At 42.7% G+C, this 16,405-nt stretch carries 16 protein-coding genes; 14 read left to right on the forward strand and 2 right to left on the reverse strand.

The window, feature by feature from the left end:
• The 11 genes from IQ19_RS22435 to yajC form a co-directional block, all read left to right on the forward strand.
• On the forward strand, positions 1-279 hold a 279-nt coding region (locus IQ19_RS22435; RefSeq protein ID WP_144542830.1), incomplete at its 5' end, for an integrase core domain-containing protein.
• A gap of 208 nt (positions 280-487) precedes the next feature.
• Positions 488-2,656: a SafA/ExsA family spore coat assembly protein gene (gene safA, locus IQ19_RS29050; RefSeq protein ID WP_144545283.1), complete on the forward strand. Its 2,169-nt coding sequence runs from the start codon at positions 488-490 to the stop codon at positions 2,654-2,656.
• Complete coding sequence (locus tag IQ19_RS22445; protein WP_242021099.1) at positions 2,568-3,623, forward strand: phosphotransferase; 1,056 nt, start codon at positions 2,568-2,570, stop codon at positions 3,621-3,623. The genes safA and IQ19_RS22445 overlap by 89 nt, the downstream gene beginning before the upstream one ends.
• Positions 3,624-3,743: 120 nt before the next feature.
• Positions 3,744-4,508, forward strand: a complete 765-nt coding sequence (locus IQ19_RS22450; RefSeq protein WP_144545285.1) for a YhcN/YlaJ family sporulation lipoprotein — start codon at positions 3,744-3,746, stop codon at positions 4,506-4,508.
• Between the two features lie 191 nt (positions 4,509-4,699).
• A complete protein-coding gene (locus IQ19_RS22455) occupies positions 4,700-5,257 on the forward strand; it encodes an intercompartmental signaling factor BofC (protein ID WP_144545423.1) in 558 nt (185 codons plus the stop codon).
• A 238-nt stretch (positions 5,258-5,495) separates the two neighbouring features.
• Complete coding sequence (gene ruvA / locus IQ19_RS22460; RefSeq protein ID WP_144545287.1) at positions 5,496-6,107, forward strand: Holliday junction branch migration protein RuvA; 612 nt, start codon at positions 5,496-5,498, stop codon at positions 6,105-6,107.
• Positions 6,108-6,200: 93 nt separating this feature from the next.
• Positions 6,201-7,202 carry a Holliday junction branch migration DNA helicase RuvB gene (ruvB, locus tag IQ19_RS22465; RefSeq protein WP_144545289.1) on the forward strand — a complete coding sequence of 334 codons (1,002 nt, stop codon included), beginning with the start codon at positions 6,201-6,203 and terminating at the stop codon, positions 7,200-7,202.
• Positions 7,203-7,254: 52 nt separating this feature from the next.
• The gene (locus IQ19_RS22470) at positions 7,255-7,455 is read left to right on the forward strand and encodes a DUF2905 domain-containing protein (RefSeq protein ID WP_144545291.1); all 201 of its coding nucleotides are present in this window, start codon (positions 7,255-7,257) and stop codon (positions 7,453-7,455) included.
• A 32-nt stretch (positions 7,456-7,487) separates the two neighbouring features.
• Complete coding sequence (gene queA / locus IQ19_RS22475) at positions 7,488-8,516, forward strand: tRNA preQ1(34) S-adenosylmethionine ribosyltransferase-isomerase QueA (RefSeq protein WP_144545293.1); 1,029 nt, start codon at positions 7,488-7,490, stop codon at positions 8,514-8,516.
• 108 nt (positions 8,517-8,624) lie between these two features.
• Positions 8,625-9,764 carry a tRNA guanosine(34) transglycosylase Tgt gene (tgt, locus tag IQ19_RS22480; protein WP_144545295.1) on the forward strand — a complete coding sequence of 380 codons (1,140 nt, stop codon included), beginning with the start codon at positions 8,625-8,627 and terminating at the stop codon, positions 9,762-9,764.
• Between the two features lie 86 nt (positions 9,765-9,850).
• Complete coding sequence (gene yajC / locus IQ19_RS22485) at positions 9,851-10,135, forward strand: preprotein translocase subunit YajC (protein ID WP_144545297.1); 285 nt, start codon at positions 9,851-9,853, stop codon at positions 10,133-10,135.
• A gap of 203 nt (positions 10,136-10,338) precedes the next feature.
• Here the strand turns inward: yajC and IQ19_RS22490 are convergent, their stop codons facing one another.
• Positions 10,339-10,725 (reverse strand): TIGR04086 family membrane protein, encoded by a 387-nt coding sequence (locus IQ19_RS22490; protein WP_144545299.1) that lies wholly within the window; start codon positions 10,723-10,725, stop codon positions 10,339-10,341.
• Positions 10,726-10,938: 213 nt separating this feature from the next.
• On the opposite strand from IQ19_RS22490, the gene IQ19_RS22495 reads away from it, so the two are divergent.
• Positions 10,939-11,589 (forward strand): DUF421 domain-containing protein, encoded by a 651-nt coding sequence (locus tag IQ19_RS22495; RefSeq protein WP_144545301.1) that lies wholly within the window; start codon positions 10,939-10,941, stop codon positions 11,587-11,589.
• Positions 11,590-11,670: 81 nt separating this feature from the next.
• On the opposite strand, the gene spoVB is transcribed toward IQ19_RS22495, so the two are convergent.
• Positions 11,671-13,236: a stage V sporulation protein B gene (spoVB, locus tag IQ19_RS22500; RefSeq protein ID WP_144545304.1), complete on the reverse strand. Its 1,566-nt coding sequence runs from the start codon at positions 13,234-13,236 to the stop codon at positions 11,671-11,673.
• Between the two features lie 133 nt (positions 13,237-13,369).
• Between spoVB and IQ19_RS22505 the strand changes: the two genes are divergently transcribed.
• Together IQ19_RS22505 and secDF are read left to right on the forward strand one after the other, a co-directional pair.
• A complete protein-coding gene (locus IQ19_RS22505; protein ID WP_144545306.1) occupies positions 13,370-13,666 on the forward strand; it encodes a post-transcriptional regulator in 297 nt (98 codons plus the stop codon).
• A 378-nt stretch (positions 13,667-14,044) separates the two neighbouring features.
• Positions 14,045-16,312: a protein translocase subunit SecDF gene (secDF, locus tag IQ19_RS22510; RefSeq protein ID WP_144545308.1), complete on the forward strand. Its 2,268-nt coding sequence runs from the start codon at positions 14,045-14,047 to the stop codon at positions 16,310-16,312.
• The last annotated feature ends 93 nt before the right edge of the window (positions 16,313-16,405 follow it).

A 16,405-nucleotide genomic window follows, 5' to 3' on the forward strand; every position in this document is an offset into this window, starting at 1 on the left:
GGAAGCGTCTATTCTTCCTATGCCTATCAAAATCGAATAAAAGAGAAGGATTTAGTCAGTAGTATGTCGCGCAGAGGAAACTGTTGGGACAACGCAGTAATTGAGTCTTTTCATTCGAACCTAAAATCAGAGGAATTTCAGTATGTTAAATTTAATTCTTTATCTTTAGAAGAAGTAAGAGAACGTGTAGATCAATTTATGAGGTATTATAACGAAGAGCGTATCCAAGAAAAATTAGGCTACCACACACCAATAGAGTTTGGTGATATGGCAGCCTAAGAAGGTGTTTTATTACTGTCTCAAATGACTAGGTCAGTCTACAAACGGGAGGGTTTTTATTTAACCATCATCCCCTCTCTTAATAGGCTTAGAAGAAAAGAATAAATCATAATTTCAGGAAAAAAAGCATATCTTTTTGTGTAGATTGTTAGCAATTTGCCCATTTCTTCATACACTATATGGACTTACGCATAGGAGGGAATTCAGAGTGAAAATCCATATCGTACAGAAAGGGGACACTCTTTGGAAGATTGCCAAGAAGTACGGCGTGAATTTTGAAGAGCTGAAAAAGATGAATACACAGCTCAGCAACCCTGATATGATTATGCCCGGAATGAAAATAAAAGTTCCCGCAACTGGAGGCTCTATAAAAAAAGAAGCTCCAATCGGGGGCAAACCGGAAGCTAAAATAAATATGGGTGCCAAAAAGGAAATGCCAAAAGCGGAACACCCTTTTGCCAAAGAGAAGCCTATTACCATGCCTGTTGTTGAAGCACCTAAGGAGCAGCCTGTAAAAGAAGTGCCCAAACCGGCACCGCCAAAGAAAGAAATGCCCAAAGTTACGGCTCCCAAGGTTGAAATTCCAAAGGAAGTTCCAAAAGTTACTGCGCCAAAAGCGGAAGTACCAAAGGAATTACCCAAAAAACCTTATACTCCAAAGATGCCAAAGCCAGTTATGCCGGAAATTGATATAAATAATTATTACATGATGAATATGTCTGTCCAACAGCCGGCACCACAGCAAAAGCCACTGCCTGTATCTGAAGTTAAACCACAGCAAAAGCCACTGCCTGTATCTGAAGTTAAACCACAGCAAAAGCCACTGCCTGTATCCGAAGTTAAACCACAGCAAAAGCCATTGCCTGTTTCAGAGACTAAACCACAGCCGCAGCTCCCGCCTAAACCAGTCAATATTCTCCCGCAGGTAAAGCCGATTGCAGAAGAAAGTCCGGAATCGCCTGAAAGTGAATCATCTGTTTACACACAACAAGGAGGTCTATATCAGCCAATGTATCCATATAATCCTAATTGTTTCCAACAAATGCCGTTCCCGCAAGTCCAAGGTGCAATGATGCCACAGATGCCGCACCAAATGCCATCAGGAGTAATGGGAGCAGAATATATGGGCCAGCAGATGCCGCATCAAATGCCAATGGCCCAAATGCCACATCAGATGCCGCAAGTCCAAGGTGCAATGATGCCGATGGCTCAAATGCCACATCAAATGCCGATGGCTCAAATGCCGCATCAGATGCCGCAAGTACAGGGTGCAATGATGCCAGAGCATCAGATGCCGCATATGGGTATGATGGCCGGAGTTGAGAGCCCTGATTACGATGAATCGTCTCCGTTTATGCCAACGGCACAAATGCCGCAAATGCCGTCCGGAGTGATGGGAGCGGAGTATATGGGGCAACAGAATCCGCACCAAATGCCGCCAGGAGTGATGGGAGCGGAGTATATGGGGCAACAGAATCCGCACCAAATGCCGACGGGAGTGATGGGAGCGGAGTATATGGGGCAACAGAATCCGCACCAAATGCCGACGGGAGTGATGGGTGCCGAGTATGGCCAGCAGATGCCGCACCAAATGCCGTCCGGAGTAATGGGTGCCGAGTACATGGGCCAGCAGATGCCGCACCAAATGCCGTCCGGAGTAATGGGTGCCGAGTATATGGGCCAGCAGATGCCGCACCAAATGCCGTCCGGAGTAATGGGTGCCGAGTACATGGGCCAGCAGATGCCGCACCAAATGCCGTCCGGAGTAATGGGTGCCGAGTATATGGGCCAGCAGATGCCGCACCAAATGCCGTCCGGAGTGATGGGTGCCGAGTATGGCCAGCAGATGCCGCATCAAATGCCGCCAGGAGTGATGGGAGCGGAGTATGGCCAGCAGATGCCGCATCAAATGCCGCCAGGAGTGATGGGAGCGGAGTATGGCCAGCAGATGCCGCATCAAATGCCTAAGGTTCAAGGGGTAATGGATGAGTCTCCGGGCATGGCGCAAATGCCCCTTATGCCGTCTCAAAGCCAAATGCCGATAATGCCTGAATCGGTAATGGGTGCTTCAGATGACTGTGGCTGTGGTGGACCGCAAATGGGACCTGGAGGGTACGGTCCAGGATATGGAGCAGGCCCTGGATATGGAGCAGGCCCAGGATATGGAGCAGGCCCAGGATATGGAGCAGGTCCGGGGTTCGGAGCAGGCCCTGGATATGGAGCAGGCCCTGGGTTCGGAGCAGGCCCAGGATATGGAGCAGGTCCGGGGTTCGGAGCAGGTCCAGGATATGGAGCAGGTCCGGGTTATGGCCCAATGGGCGGGCAGGCATTTGGAATGCCAAGAAATTTCGATGAAAGCAGTGAATACGACGGTTAAAAACGGGGGAGACGATTTATTTAAAAATCGTCTCCTCTCCTATTTGAAAGAACAGTTTCCCTTTAAGATTGATGATATTAAACCCATTAGAAAACAAGTTTACCTAGTTAGTGCGCAGGAACGAGTATTTATTTTAAAAGGATTTTCCTCCTATCACCGATTAAAACTCCAGGAAGCCTTTACAGCATCCCTAATAAATGAAGGGTTTGCAAAGACTTATGCTTTTTATGAATTTGCAAAAGAACCGCCTCTCTTTTACGATCGAACCTATTACGGGTGCCTTGAATATATACATCCATCAGAAGATTCTTTTTCTTATCATTTGAAAAGAGATCGATTAGAGGGGCTTGAATTGCTTCAAGCTTTTCATGACACTTCGGAAAAAGTGGTTAGCCGCTATCAAACAGTTGTGCCAGCATTCAAGCAGGCGGAAAAATGGAGGGAAAGGGCCTCGCTTTTTCTTAATAATCTTCCTGTTATAAGATACTTTGTCCAGAAGGAAATTATTAATGAATTATTATCGTGGGCTGATTGGTCCCTAAAAGGGATTGAGGAAGAAGCTTGGCTGTTTCAATCAGGAAGGCAGGTTATTCTCCATGGTGATGTAGCACACCACAATTTTCTCAGGGCTAAGAATAAAACCCTGTACCTGCTTGATTTTGATTTAATTGCAAAAGCCACTCCGCACTCTGATTACCTTCAATATGCCAACCGGATCCTGCCTTATATGAAGTGGTCTTTTGACGATTTATTAAGATTTCCAATCATAAAGCAATATATGGAAGAAAAAGGATTTATCTATGCTCTTGCCTTTCCCACTGATATTTTTAGGGAATGGAATAGAGTCATCAGAGAAAGGTCCTACCTGGACCCGGTCAAAATACGTCCTGTCCTGGATTTGACTGTAGGACAATTTGCAGAAAGACAACGGTTTATTCGAGCCTTAAAAAAGGCTGCAGAGGATTAAGAAGCATTTTTTTCATCGTAAAATTGGACGTAAATGACAGGATGAAAGCCTCTTTTCGTTCACAAGCTAAGAAGGAGCATATATGCTCAAGCTTGTAATATTAGCGAGGGGGTTTTTCGCTTGCACAAGAAACTAATTGCAGTGCCGCTGGCTGCCTTAATGTCAATGGGATTAACAGGCTGCGGAACAAATGATGAAACTGCTGTTCAGGATCGAAACAACGAACAGGTTCAGCCGATGGGCTATTATTCAAATGAAAACCATGGAAACCGCGGAGGAAATGCCCGGGTTGAAGATGGAACAGATAATGATGGCCCGTTGACTGAAATGATGGATCATACCTTTGGCGGGGAAGGAAGAAACAACGGAAACAACAGAAACAACAGAAACAACAATAGAAATGCACTTCAAGTAAGGGATGAAGGTAACAATACCGGAAATCCAACAGTACCTCTAGCAGATAGGGACCGGAACTTCTTCCAAAAAGACAACCGTTTCAGCCATAGTGATGCGAATTACCACGGGCATCTGGATGACAATACACGCAAAGCCAAGAGTTCTTACTATCAAGCCTATGAAGGTGAACTTGCTGAAAAAATTGGTGATGTAACAGCATCTGTTCCAAATGTTGAGGATGTTCGCTCAGTTACCTATGGCAGCAATGTTTTGATTGCTGTTGACCTCACGGATTATAGCAAGGAAGAGGAAACAAAAGCAGACATTCATGAAGCAGTACAGCCTTTTCTTCGCGGAAGATCAGCTAAGGTTGTAACGGATGAAGGAACTTTCAGCCGTCTTCGAAACATCGATAACAACCTGCGGGACGGTGGCCCTAGAGAACAAATTGACTGGGATTTAAAAAATCTGTTCCGCAGAGAAAGATAAAATAGATATAGCAAAAGGAGCAAAGCCGCTGCGCTTTGTTCCTTTTTTGTTCTTAAAACCGTTAAACCTCATTCATTAAGTGCAGGATAAACAAGAAAATATTGGACACACTATTAATAAAGAACAGGGATAGATAATTGCGTAATGGATGCAAATGGCGGAAGTTACATTTTTAATCGAGGTGATCGATGGTGAGAACCAAATGGGGATTACTCATTGTAGTATTAACCGCTGCTTTCATCATAATTTTTACTGCAGGGGGAAGCAGCATTGGACACGAAAAGGGTGAACCTGTATATGCCCAGGAAAAAGAGAGCAAGGATAATCCCATAGAAGGGCCGCTGCAAATGAAGGTCATTTTGGAACGAGTGTACTTGGACGGAGAAGTGAGCCACGAATCAATCGAGGAAACCATTTGGGCGATGGAGGATTTTTGGACTAAATATGATCAATGGCAGCTTGTTGATATGGACACAGACTATATGATGTTCCGCCGGCAAATGGATGATATCTCACCTTTATTAAAAGCAAATGGTTATTTTGGGCTTACCGAAGATGGTACTTTAACCATATTTAATGGCAGGCCGCATAAAACGAATATAATCCAGTCTTTTTTTCAAATTGATTTAGGAAAACTGGAAAGTACAAAGTGTGAGGAACTGAAAAAGGGTATTCCCATTATGACAAAGGATCGTTATGTTGAGGTGCTTGAAACATTTAAGGATTATTCTACAGGAGAGGCAAATTAATAAAAGATTACAGACTGGCTAACGCCGGTCTTTATTTTGTTTACAGCCTGCGGCGGCAATTAGTAGTGAGAAGATGGTAAAAAGTGCGAATAGTCTTTTCATTATATGACCTCTAGTCAATTTGTTCGAAACTTCTATAATTATATTCAAATTTTAATAAATATCGCAACTTTTTTCTTCGTGCCCAAATTATTGTATGATACAATGAGGTACAGCTAAATCAGGGGAGCGAAAGGTATTGTTTGAATTTGTAAAAGGCAAAGTGGAATACATTGGACCGGAATATGTAGTAATCGAAAATAATGGGATCGGCTATCAAGTTTTAACGCCCAATCCATTCAGCTATACTCAAGAGTTTGGACAGGAAGTCAGAGTTTATACTTATCATTATGTAAGAGAAGATGTTATGGCTCTGTATGGTTTCCAATCAAGGGAAGAAAAAACGCTATTTACAAAGCTATTGAATGTTACGGGAATTGGGCCGAAGGGTGCCCTTGCAATCCTCGCATCCGGGGAGCCGGAACAGGTGGTCCAGGCGATTGAAAATGAAGATGAAGCATTTCTTATTAAGTTTCCTGGAGTTGGAAAGAAAACGGCAAGGCAAATGATCCTCGATCTAAAAGGAAAACTTCCCGATATTGTACCTGACTTTTTCCCGAATTTATTTTCGGCAGATAAAATCCAGCCAGAACAAAGCGGAGCTGCAGCCGATCTTGAAGAAGCCCTGCTGGCACTGAAAGCGCTGGGGTACTCAGATAAGGAACTGAAAAAAATAACACCAGATCTGAAAAAGGAAAAGCTTACAACAGACCAGTACATAAAGAATGCGCTTCAGAAACTTTTAAAATAAAGCGTTTATTTTTTTGATTTAAATCTATTCATATTAAAAGTTGATAACCGGCCCGTTTGCCTTATGCTGATACATAAAGAAGGTGAGATAAGAATGGAAGAGCGGATCATATCCGGCGAGGCAGATTTTCAAGATATTTCGTTTGAACAGAGTCTGCGCCCGCAATCACTTAAACAATATATCGGACAGGATAAAGTAAAGGAAAACCTCGAGATTTTTATTAAGGCCGCCAGGATTCGCGAGGAAACCTTAGATCATGTCCTTCTATATGGCCCTCCAGGATTGGGAAAAACCACACTTGCAGCCATTATCGCAAATGAAATGGGCGTGAACATCAGGACTACTGCAGGGCCTGCCATAGAAAGGCCGGGAGATTTGGCGGCAATCCTGACTGCATTGGAACCAGGTGATGTGCTGTTTATTGATGAAATTCATCGTCTGCCCCGTTCTATTGAGGAAGTTCTTTATCCGGCCATGGAGGATTTTTGCCTGGATATTGTTATAGGAAAAGGGCCGAGCGCAAGGTCCGTAAGGCTTGACCTGCCACCATTCACGCTCGTTGGCGCAACCACAAGGGCGGGCTCATTATCTGCTCCATTAAGGGACCGTTTTGGAGTTCTTAGCAGGCTTGAATACTATACAGAGGAACAGCTTACGGATATTGTTGTACGTACGGCTGAAGTTTTGGATACAAGCATAGATGGGAAAGCTGCCATAGAGGTAGCGAGACGTTCAAGAGGCACACCGAGAATTGCAAACAGGCTTCTTCGGAGAGTCAGGGATTTCGCTCAGGTTAAGGCAGATGGCACTGTTGATGAACAGCTTGCCAAAGAAGCATTGGAGCTTTTGCAGGTTGACCGTTTAGGTCTTGACCATATTGACCATAAATTATTAAGAGGGATTATTGAAAAATTCCGCGGAGGCCCTGTAGGCCTTGAAACGATTGCAGCCACGATTGGGGAAGAAGCACATACAATTGAGGATGTATACGAACCATATTTATTGCAGATTGGTTTTCTTCAGCGGACACCAAGAGGCAGAGTCGTAACGGATCTGGTGTACCGCCATTTTCAAATGGAGGTGCCTGCCGATTGAGCGGGAAAAGAAAAGCTCCAGCCACTTCGTTCAAAAGGGGCTGGAGCTGGACATGACTGGTAAATGGCTGATGGTAATTGGTGCAATTATTTTTGCAATCGGATTTTTAAGCCAGTTTTTTAATATTGGCAAGCTGCCGGGGGATATTGTAATAAAGAAAGGCAATACGACTTTTTATTTTCCTATAGTGACGTCGATATTGCTCAGTTTTGTTTTATCTGCCATCTTTTATTTTCTTGGCAGGTTCCGGTAGCTCTAAGTATGAATAACAGATAGGGTGACATCATGAAGGTAGATTTATTTGATTTTCATTTGCCGGAGGAATTAATCGCACAGACGCCTTTGGCTGATCGGACAAGCAGCAGGTTGATGGTCCTTGATAAAAAGACCGGAGATATACAGCACGGCATTTTTAAAGATTTAAAAAATCATCTAAAGGCAGGGGATTGCCTCGTATTGAATGACACAAGAGTGCTTCCTGCCAGGCTGTTTGGCGAAAAAACAGGAACAGGTGCAAAGATAGAGGTACTGCTCCTTAAGCAGCTTGAAGGCGATGCCTGGGAAACGCTGGTAAAGCCAGCCAAGAGGGTAAAAGAAGGAACAGAGATCACGTTCGGCAATGGCAGTTTGACTGCTGTTTGCACGGGAACTTCTGACCATGGCGGCAGGATTTTGGAGTTTAAATATGAAGGGATTTTCTATGAAGTGCTTGAGCAATTAGGGGAAATGCCTTTGCCTCCATATATCAAGGAACAGCTTGATGACCGGGAGCGTTATCAGACAGTTTTTGCCCGCGAACGCGGATCTGCGGCAGCGCCGACGGCAGGTCTTCATTTTACTGAACAGCTGCTTAATGAAATCAAAGAAATGGGTGTGCATGTTGCTTTCATTACTTTGCACGTTGGACTTGGAACATTCAGGCCTGTCAGTGTGGAGGACTTAAATGAGCATGAGATGCATGCAGAATTTTATCAAGTAACAGAAGGTACAGCCAGGCTGTTAAATGAGGTGCGCGAGCAGGGCGGAAGGATTATCAGTGTGGGCACTACCTCCACAAGGACATTGGAGACTATAGCCTCTGCCCATAATGGCCGATTTGAAGAAGCAAGCGGCTGGACCGATATTTTCATCTACCCTGGCTATGAATTTAAAGCGATTGACGGTATGATTACGAACTTCCATTTGCCAAAATCGACGCTGATCATGCTGGTAAGCGCGCTTGCTGGCAGGGGAAGTGTATTGAATGCCTATAATAAGGCTGTAGAGGAGCGCTACCGTTTTTTCAGTTTTGGAGATGCAATGCTGATTTTGTAACTAGGGGAAGAAATTATACTATTTGAACTTCGATAACTGTCAAGCTCCGAGCGCCATCGGCGTCTAGCCGGCGCTCTGCGCTTTTCACATGGAAGGAGAACATACAACTTGACTGCAATTCGTTATGAATTAATTAAGACATGCAAGCAAACTGGTGCCCGTCTGGGCCGTGTTCATACACCGCATGGATCTTTTGAAACACCGGTTTTCATGCCGGTTGGAACACTTGCTACAGTAAAAACCATGTCCCCTGAAGAATTGGTGGAAATGGGGGCAGGCATAATTTTGAGCAATACCTATCATCTTTGGCTGCGCCCGGGGCAGGAAATCGTTGAAGAGGCTGGCGGCCTCCATAAGTTTATGAATTGGGACCGTGCGATCCTGACGGATTCCGGAGGGTTTCAGGTATTCAGCTTGAGTGAATTCCGCAAGATCGAAGAAGAGGGGGTTCATTTCCGCAATCACTTGAATGGAGACAAGCTGTTTCTTTCTCCGGAAAAAGCGATGGATATTCAAAATTCTCTAGGCTCTGATATTATGATGGCGTTTGACGAATGCCCACCTTATCCAGCTTCATATGAATATATGCAGAAGTCTGTTGAGAGAACTTCACGCTGGGCTGAACGCTGCTTAAAAGCTCACAAGCGTCCCAATGATCAGGGTCTGTTTGGAATTGTGCAGGGAGGAGAATATGAGGAACTTCGTAAGCAAAGCGCAAAAGACTTAACCTCTCTTGATTTCCCTGGATATGCTGTAGGAGGATTATCAGTGGGGGAGCCTAAGGATGTCATGAACCGTGTACTGGAGTTCACAACACCCCTTTTGCCTGCCGATAAGCCAAGATATCTGATGGGAGTTGGCTCTCCGGATTCTTTAATTGATGGTTCGATCAGAGGCATTGATATGTTTGATTGTGTTCTTCCTACCCGTATAGCACGGAATGGAACATTGATGACAAGCAATGGCCGATTAGTCGTAAAAAATGCGAAGTATGCCAGAGATTTTGGACCAATTGATGAGAACTGCGATTGTTATACATGCCGAAATTACAGCCGGGCATATATAAGGCACTTAATCCGCTGTGATGAAACATTCGGAATAAGACTTACAACTTACCATAATCTTTATTTTCTGCTAAAATTAATGGAGCAAGTCAGACAAGCGATCAGAGAAGATCGTCTCGGTGACTTTAGAGAAGAATTTTTCGAGCGGTATGGGTTCAACAAGCCAAATGCGAAGAACTTCTAATAACTAAAAAATGAGTGTTCTAATAAAGGGAAAAGTGTTATCTAATTTCCTTCTAAGTCGAACATTCATTGAAAGGGGGGAAAACAATGGAGCTATTAGGAACATTAGGACCATTATTGCTGATGTTTGTTTTATTCTACTTCCTGTTAATTCGTCCTCAGCAAAAACGCCAAAAGGCAGTTCAGCAAATGCAGAGCGATTTGAAAAAGGGAGATAAGGTTGTAACAATCGGAGGCCTGCATGGATTCGTTGACGCTATAGACGAAGACAAAGTAGTCATTAAATGCGGTGACGGCAGCCGTCTTACATACGATCGCGCAGCCATTCGCGAAGTAACGCAATCAACTGGAGATGCATTAGCTAAATCTTAATTAGAAATGCGTAAGCGCCCTGCTCACTCCCGACAAGTATAAGACGATCCTCCTGGGAAGGTGTTCTTTCCTTCTGAAAAGGATTGGCTTATGTCTCGAGTCCCTAGGAGCCGAAACAAGACACTTGTGAACTTGAGGGGGTAGGCGCTGAAGCTAGACAACACTAGAAGTCAAAAAAGAAGGTCCACTGCGGACCTTCTTTTTTATGCTGTTCTTTTGGAATTCAGATTTACACCAAGAATTCCGCCCATCATGGCCGTAAGCATGAAACACGTATGGTAAATCATTTGTTCCATCGAAAATAGATTATCATGCCCCAAATATTGAAAAAGGAAAATAATCACCGAGTAAATAAGACCGGTCAGGCCTCCTAGCAGCCAGCCTTTTTGCTTTCCTTTTCCGCCGGAAATGAACCCGCCCGCAAAAAGGGAAACAAATGAAACAGCTGTAATAATATACTGTAAGGATGACTCCTGAAGTGATGTAAAACGAAGCAGCAGCGAAAAAATAAGGCTGCCGGCAATGGCGATTGCAAAAATCACAATGATCCCATAGAGCACGGCACTTCCAAAGTTCTTTGACTCCTCTATATTGACCCTCTCCCTTCTGAAAAAAATCGGAATAGCCTCTAAGCCCCACGGCTGTCCAGCTTTTTCCCTAGTACAAGCATATTCACGGAAAGAAAATTTAGAATCTAAAAATTGCGGCGTTTAAGCAGTGGAAGGGATTTAGAAAATAGTCTCATAAATAATCGGCCTGTGCGCAAGAATAATACAGATTGCATCAAAAGGGGTGCTGTGGAAGTGGAAGAATATTTAATGATTGTTATAAGGACATTGTTTCTATATGCGATAATTCTCCTTATATTTAGATTAATGGGCAAAAGGGAAATTGGAGAACTTAGCATTTTGGATTTGGTGGTTTATATCATGATAGCAGAGCTCGCGGTAGTGGCAATTGAAAATCCTGATTCACAAATTCTAAAAAATATTTTGCCTATGCTCCTTTTAATGATTGTACAAATTATACTGGCCGTTTTTTCTCTTAAAAGCAAAACATTCCGCGATGTGGTTGATGGTAAGCCAACCATCATTATTAACAAGGGAAAAATAGACGAAAATGCAATGAGAAAGCAAAGATATAATTTTGATGACCTGCTGCTCCAGCTAAGGGAAAAAGATATTGCCAAAATCTCTGATGTCGAATTTGCCATACTTGAATCGTCTGGAAATTTGTCAGTGTTTGAAAAAAAAGACAGTCAAGACGGCGGCATTACCATACCACTGATTATTGATGGCACTGTTCAAAAAACAAATCTCGAAAAAATTAACAAGAGCGACTTTTGGCTGCGGCAAGAGCTTAGAAAGCAAGGGTATAAAGAGATATCCAAGATCTCGTTCTGCAGCTTTGAAAATGATCAGTTTTATGTGGACTTACTTGACGACCGGAAATAATAAATTTTACACATTAAAATGGCCAGCTTAAAAGGTGTGAACCAATCCTTTGAGCTGGCCGTTGATGTTCAGAATTTATCATTATCTAAAAGCGAATTTCGAAAGAATTTTTCCAATAAATGGAATTCGAATAAGCTCATTCTTTTTAATTAAGCCAAATAGTAACAATAGCAAGAAGTAAATGGCAACAATAGCAGTTGAAATAAGAATAACCCTTATAGCTATATTCATGGTTTGGGGAAGCATATCATTTAGGAGCCAGAAACCTAAGCCCCCTGATAAACCCATTGCAACAAACGTTTTTAAATAGTCTCTAACATAAAATGTAAAGGATATCGCTTTTAGGACGGTTGCAAAATGAAGCATCGTAACCAGAACTGTGCCTACCAGGATTCCCATTGCTACTCCGTTTATGCCGAATGCAGGCTGGCTTGCCAGCAGAAATATGACAGCTGTTTTTACGATTGCGCCGATCAAACTGTTGATCATAGCTGCTCTCGCCAGGTTTAATGCCTGCAAGGTAGCCTGAAGAGGACCTTGGTAATAATAAAAAAGAAAGAATGGAGCCATTAGTTTAATAAAATGTGAACCTCTTGAAGAACCATACATAACCTCCATCAATTGATCCGAAAGGACATACAGAACCACCACTGCCAATCCCCCTGTAATAAATGCAAACCGAAGTGCCTGCTGAAGCCTATATTCAATAAGGCGCATATTATTTTTAGAATTCGCCTCACTTATTGCCGGAACAAGAGAGGTTGACAGAGAGTAAGTAATAAAAGAAGGAAGCATGAGAAGCGGCATAGCGAACCCAGTTAGCGCACCATATTGCTTCGTAGCAGTTATTGCAGCTACACCTGCTATGGCAAGGCTCTGGGCAACAACGATCGGCTCAAAAAACCAAGCGACAGAACCGATCATTCTGCTTCCGGTTGTCGGAAGGGCAACCGTCATTAATTCGTTAAATGTACTTTTGCCGGATTGAACATATTTAAAAAATTGTTTTCTCACTCTAAATTTCTTTTTTAGTTTAAAAGTGGTCAATAAATAAATTAAAGATGCAAGCTCCCCTATCACAGCCGCTAACATAGCTCCCGCGGCTGCATACTCAATCCCATATGGCAGAAATGCCTTTGTCATAAGGGCAATCAGGCTGATTCTTACAATTTGTTCGATGACCTGGGAATATGCAGCCGGCTTCATATTCTGCCTGCCCTGGAAATATCCCCTTATTACAGAGGAAATGGCAATGATCGGTACAATTGGCGCTATGGCCATCAAGGGCAAATGAGTGCGTTTATCGGTAAATAGCGTTTCTGATAAAAGTGGAGCGAGCAGAATTAAAGCGGGAGTGAAAATAATAGAAAGTGAGATAGTAGTTGCTAAAGATACAACTAATATTTTCTTAATTTTTGCTGTGTCTCCACGAGCTTCGGCCTCGGCAACATTTTTGGAAATCGCTACCGGCAGCCCGAGCTGAGTAATGGTGACAACAAGGATCATTGTTGGAAAAGCCATCATATAAAGGCCGACGCCTTCTTCGCCTATAGAGCGGGCAATAACAATCCGGTTTATAAATCCCAAGACCCTGGTCACCAGGCCTGCAGTCAGCAGGATCATGGTACCTTTCAGAAATTTGGACATTCAACTCCCTGCCTTCTCAAAATGGGTGATATCATATACAATTAACTATATGCAAGAGAGTGGACAAAGCATGACAAGCTAGGATAATTTCCGTGAGTTCAAGAGAAAGAAATTGGCGGGGAGGCGGCTGAAAATGAAGATCGGCCATGAATTTGATTATTTTCGCACTGAAGTAAAGCCAGCGTTGGAGAGTAAATTAGATGAATTTAGACTGCTTGGCTATGAAAAAGTGACAGAGCAGGAGCTATGGGGATACCTTACCAAGAAAAAGTGGAAAAAACCAAGTGAAAATATCAGGCTATTCAAAATCGTTGAGGAAATAATGGCTGTAAAAGTCAGTGAATACATCCATTATGCTACAATTGAAGCTTTTAAAGGAACAGGCTTTGCTTTTGATAGCGAAGAAGACAGAAGACAACTTTTGAAGTGAGTTGAAGCATTCCATATTTTTCAATTTTTAACATGATCTAAGACAAATTGACAGGTTTTGCAATCTGTTTCATAATTAAACGTGGAGTTTAATGGCCTGTACAGTCAATGTACCTATAAACCTACATATGCAAGTGTAAACAATTATGGCGAAAGAAGGCCCTGGCTGGAAACGAGCGAGTCTTTTAAATGCCTGTGGTTGCATTAAGTTTGTAATGCGATTGTCTGTGTAAGCCCGTTCGTACAAAAACATCATGGCAAAAAACGCTATGATAACAGTTTCACTTTATCCCGCATTAACGGGCAGTAACCCCCCCAATGATTGAGTTTCACTTTATATGCCTGTAGCGGGCGAGTAGCTAAGGAGGATTTATATATAATGGTAAAGCGCAGCCGTATCGTTGCTTTCTTCCTGATTGTTTTATTGATAGGGAGTTTGGCTGGGGCAACGACAAACAACATTTTAAAAAATATTAAGCTTGGCCTCGATTTGCAGGGCGGCTTTGAGGTGCTCTATGAAGTTTCTCCAGCTGAAGATGGCCAAAAGATTGATAAAGAAGTTTTAGCAAGTACTGCTGAAGCTCTGGATAGACGGATAAATGTCCTTGGGGTCAGTGAACCCAATATCCAAATTGAGGGTGATAATAGAATACGGGTACAGCTTGCAGGAGTAACGGATCAAAACAAGGCCCGGGAGATCCTTTCCACGGAAGCGAATCTTTCGTTCAGGGACGTTAATGACCAGAAGATGATGGATGGATCCGACCTTGCAGAAGGCGGAGCAAAGCAAACCTTTGACGAAAATGGCAAACCTAGTGTTTCCTTGAAACTGAAAAGCGCAAGCAAATTTAAAGATGTAACAGAAAAAATTGTCAATATGGGACCTCCTAATAACTTGCTTGTTATTTGGCTTGATTTTGAGGAAGGCAAAGATTCCTTCCAAGCTGAAGCCGGGAAGCAAGATCCAAAATATTTATCTGCACCCCAAGTAAGCCAAATTTTTAACCAGGATACGGTTTCCATTGTCGGAAACTTTACAATTGATGAAGCTCAAACGCTGTCAGACTTATTGAATGCTGGTTCTCTGCCTGTACAGCTTGATGAAGTATATTCCACATCGGTTGGCGCAAAATTCGGGGAACAGGCAATGGATAAGACCATTCTTGCCGGCATAATTGGAATAGCCATTATATTCCTTTACATGATTGCTGTATATCGTTTTCCAGGACTTATCGCAACAATCACACTATCATTTTATATTTATCTCATCTTACTTATATTTGACTGGATGAATGGGGTATTGACATTGCCAGGTATCGCCGCACTTATTTTAGGGGTGGGTATGGCTGTCGATGCGAATATCATCACATACGAGAGAATCAAAGAAGAAATGAAAGTGGGAAGGACGATCAAATCAGCTTTCCAGGCTGGAGGAAAAAATTCCCTTTCTACAATCTTTGATGCCAATATCACAACCATACTTGCCGCTACCGTATTATTCCTTTATGGGACAAGCTCTGTAAAGGGATTTGCAACCATGCTCATTATTAGTATTCTGGCAAGCTTTATCACAGCTGTATATGGATCAAGGCTATTGCTTGGATTATGGGTAAATAGCAAATTCTTAAATAATAAGCCAGGATGGTTTGGCGTCAAGAAAAATGAAATGAAGGATATTGCAGAAAACTTTGACACACTTGATTTGCCTACGAAGTATGATAAGTTCGACTTTGTTGCACACCGAAAAAAATTCTTTGTCCTTTCTGGAGCTTTGATTGCTGCCGGAATAATCATTCTTGCTGTTCTTCGTCTGAATCTGGGAATTGACTTTTCAAGCGGAACACGTATTGAATTGCTTGCAAATGATTCTTTGACTAAAGAAGAAGTGCAAACACAAATGTCTCAAGTTGGTCTTGAAACAGATGATATTGTCATTTCCGGGAACGACAAAGAAATTGGGGTAGCCAGAATAAAGGATGTTCTTACAAAAGACGAGATTGCTGACATGAAGTCACACTTCAAGAAAGAGTTCGGTGCCGAACCAAATGTCAGCACGGTTTCTCCGACTGTCGGAAAAGAACTTGCCAAAAATGCGCTAATTGCGTTAGTAATAGCCTCAGTTGGCATTATAATCTATGTTACAATCCGTTTTGAAATTTACATGGCCATCGCGGCGGTTATTGCTTTACTCCATGATGCATTCTTTATCATCGCTATATTTAGTTTTACACGGCTTGAAGTGGATCTGACTTTCATTGCAGCGGTATTGACAGTTGTTGGTTATTCGATTAATGATACAATCGTTACCTTTGACCGGATGCGGGAAAATATGCAGAAAAAGAAAAAGCTCAAGACATTTGAGGATATTGCGGATGTTGTAAACCGAAGCCTGCGCCAAACGCTTGGCCGTTCCATTAATACAGTATTGACGGTAGTAATTGCCGTTGTGGCATTGCTTATTTTTGGAAGTGAGTCGATCAGAAACTTCTCCTTTGCGCTCCTTATCGGTTTGATTGCCGGAACGTATTCATCCATTTTCCTTGCAGCACAATTATGGGCTGTTTGGAAAGGTAAAGAGCTGAAGAAAAAAGGCGTTATTAAAACAGTTAAAGAAAAACGGAAAAGCAGTGACGAACCGCAAGTTTAATGTCTTACATTAGAAAAACCTCAGGCTAAATGCCTGGGGTTTTTGCTTGTTCGAATTAGTGAAATATACAATTTAAAGCTGGCAAAATAGAAG

It is taken from the genome of Cytobacillus oceanisediminis (assembly GCF_007830235.1).
Lineage (GTDB): Bacteria > Bacillota > Bacilli > Bacillales > Cytobacillaceae > Cytobacillus > Cytobacillus oceanisediminis.

Coding starts and splice junctions, on each gene's coding strand:
- IQ19_RS22445 (WP_242021099.1), top strand. CDS start 2,568: ATGGAGCAGGTCCGGGTTATGGCCCAATGGGCGGGCAGGCATTTGGAA.
- ruvB (WP_144545289.1), top strand. CDS start 6,201: ATGGAAGAGCGGATCATATCCGGCGAGGCAGATTTTCAAGATATTTCG.
- IQ19_RS22470 (WP_144545291.1), top strand. CDS start 7,255: ATGACTGGTAAATGGCTGATGGTAATTGGTGCAATTATTTTTGCAATC.
- queA (WP_144545293.1), top strand. CDS start 7,488: ATGAAGGTAGATTTATTTGATTTTCATTTGCCGGAGGAATTAATCGCA.
- yajC (WP_144545297.1), top strand. CDS start 9,851: ATGGAGCTATTAGGAACATTAGGACCATTATTGCTGATGTTTGTTTTA.
- spoVB (WP_144545304.1), bottom strand. CDS start 13,236: ATGTCCAAATTTCTGAAAGGTACCATGATCCTGCTGACTGCAGGCCTG.
- IQ19_RS22505 (WP_144545306.1), top strand. CDS start 13,370: ATGAAGATCGGCCATGAATTTGATTATTTTCGCACTGAAGTAAAGCCA.
- secDF (WP_144545308.1), top strand. CDS start 14,045: ATGGTAAAGCGCAGCCGTATCGTTGCTTTCTTCCTGATTGTTTTATTG.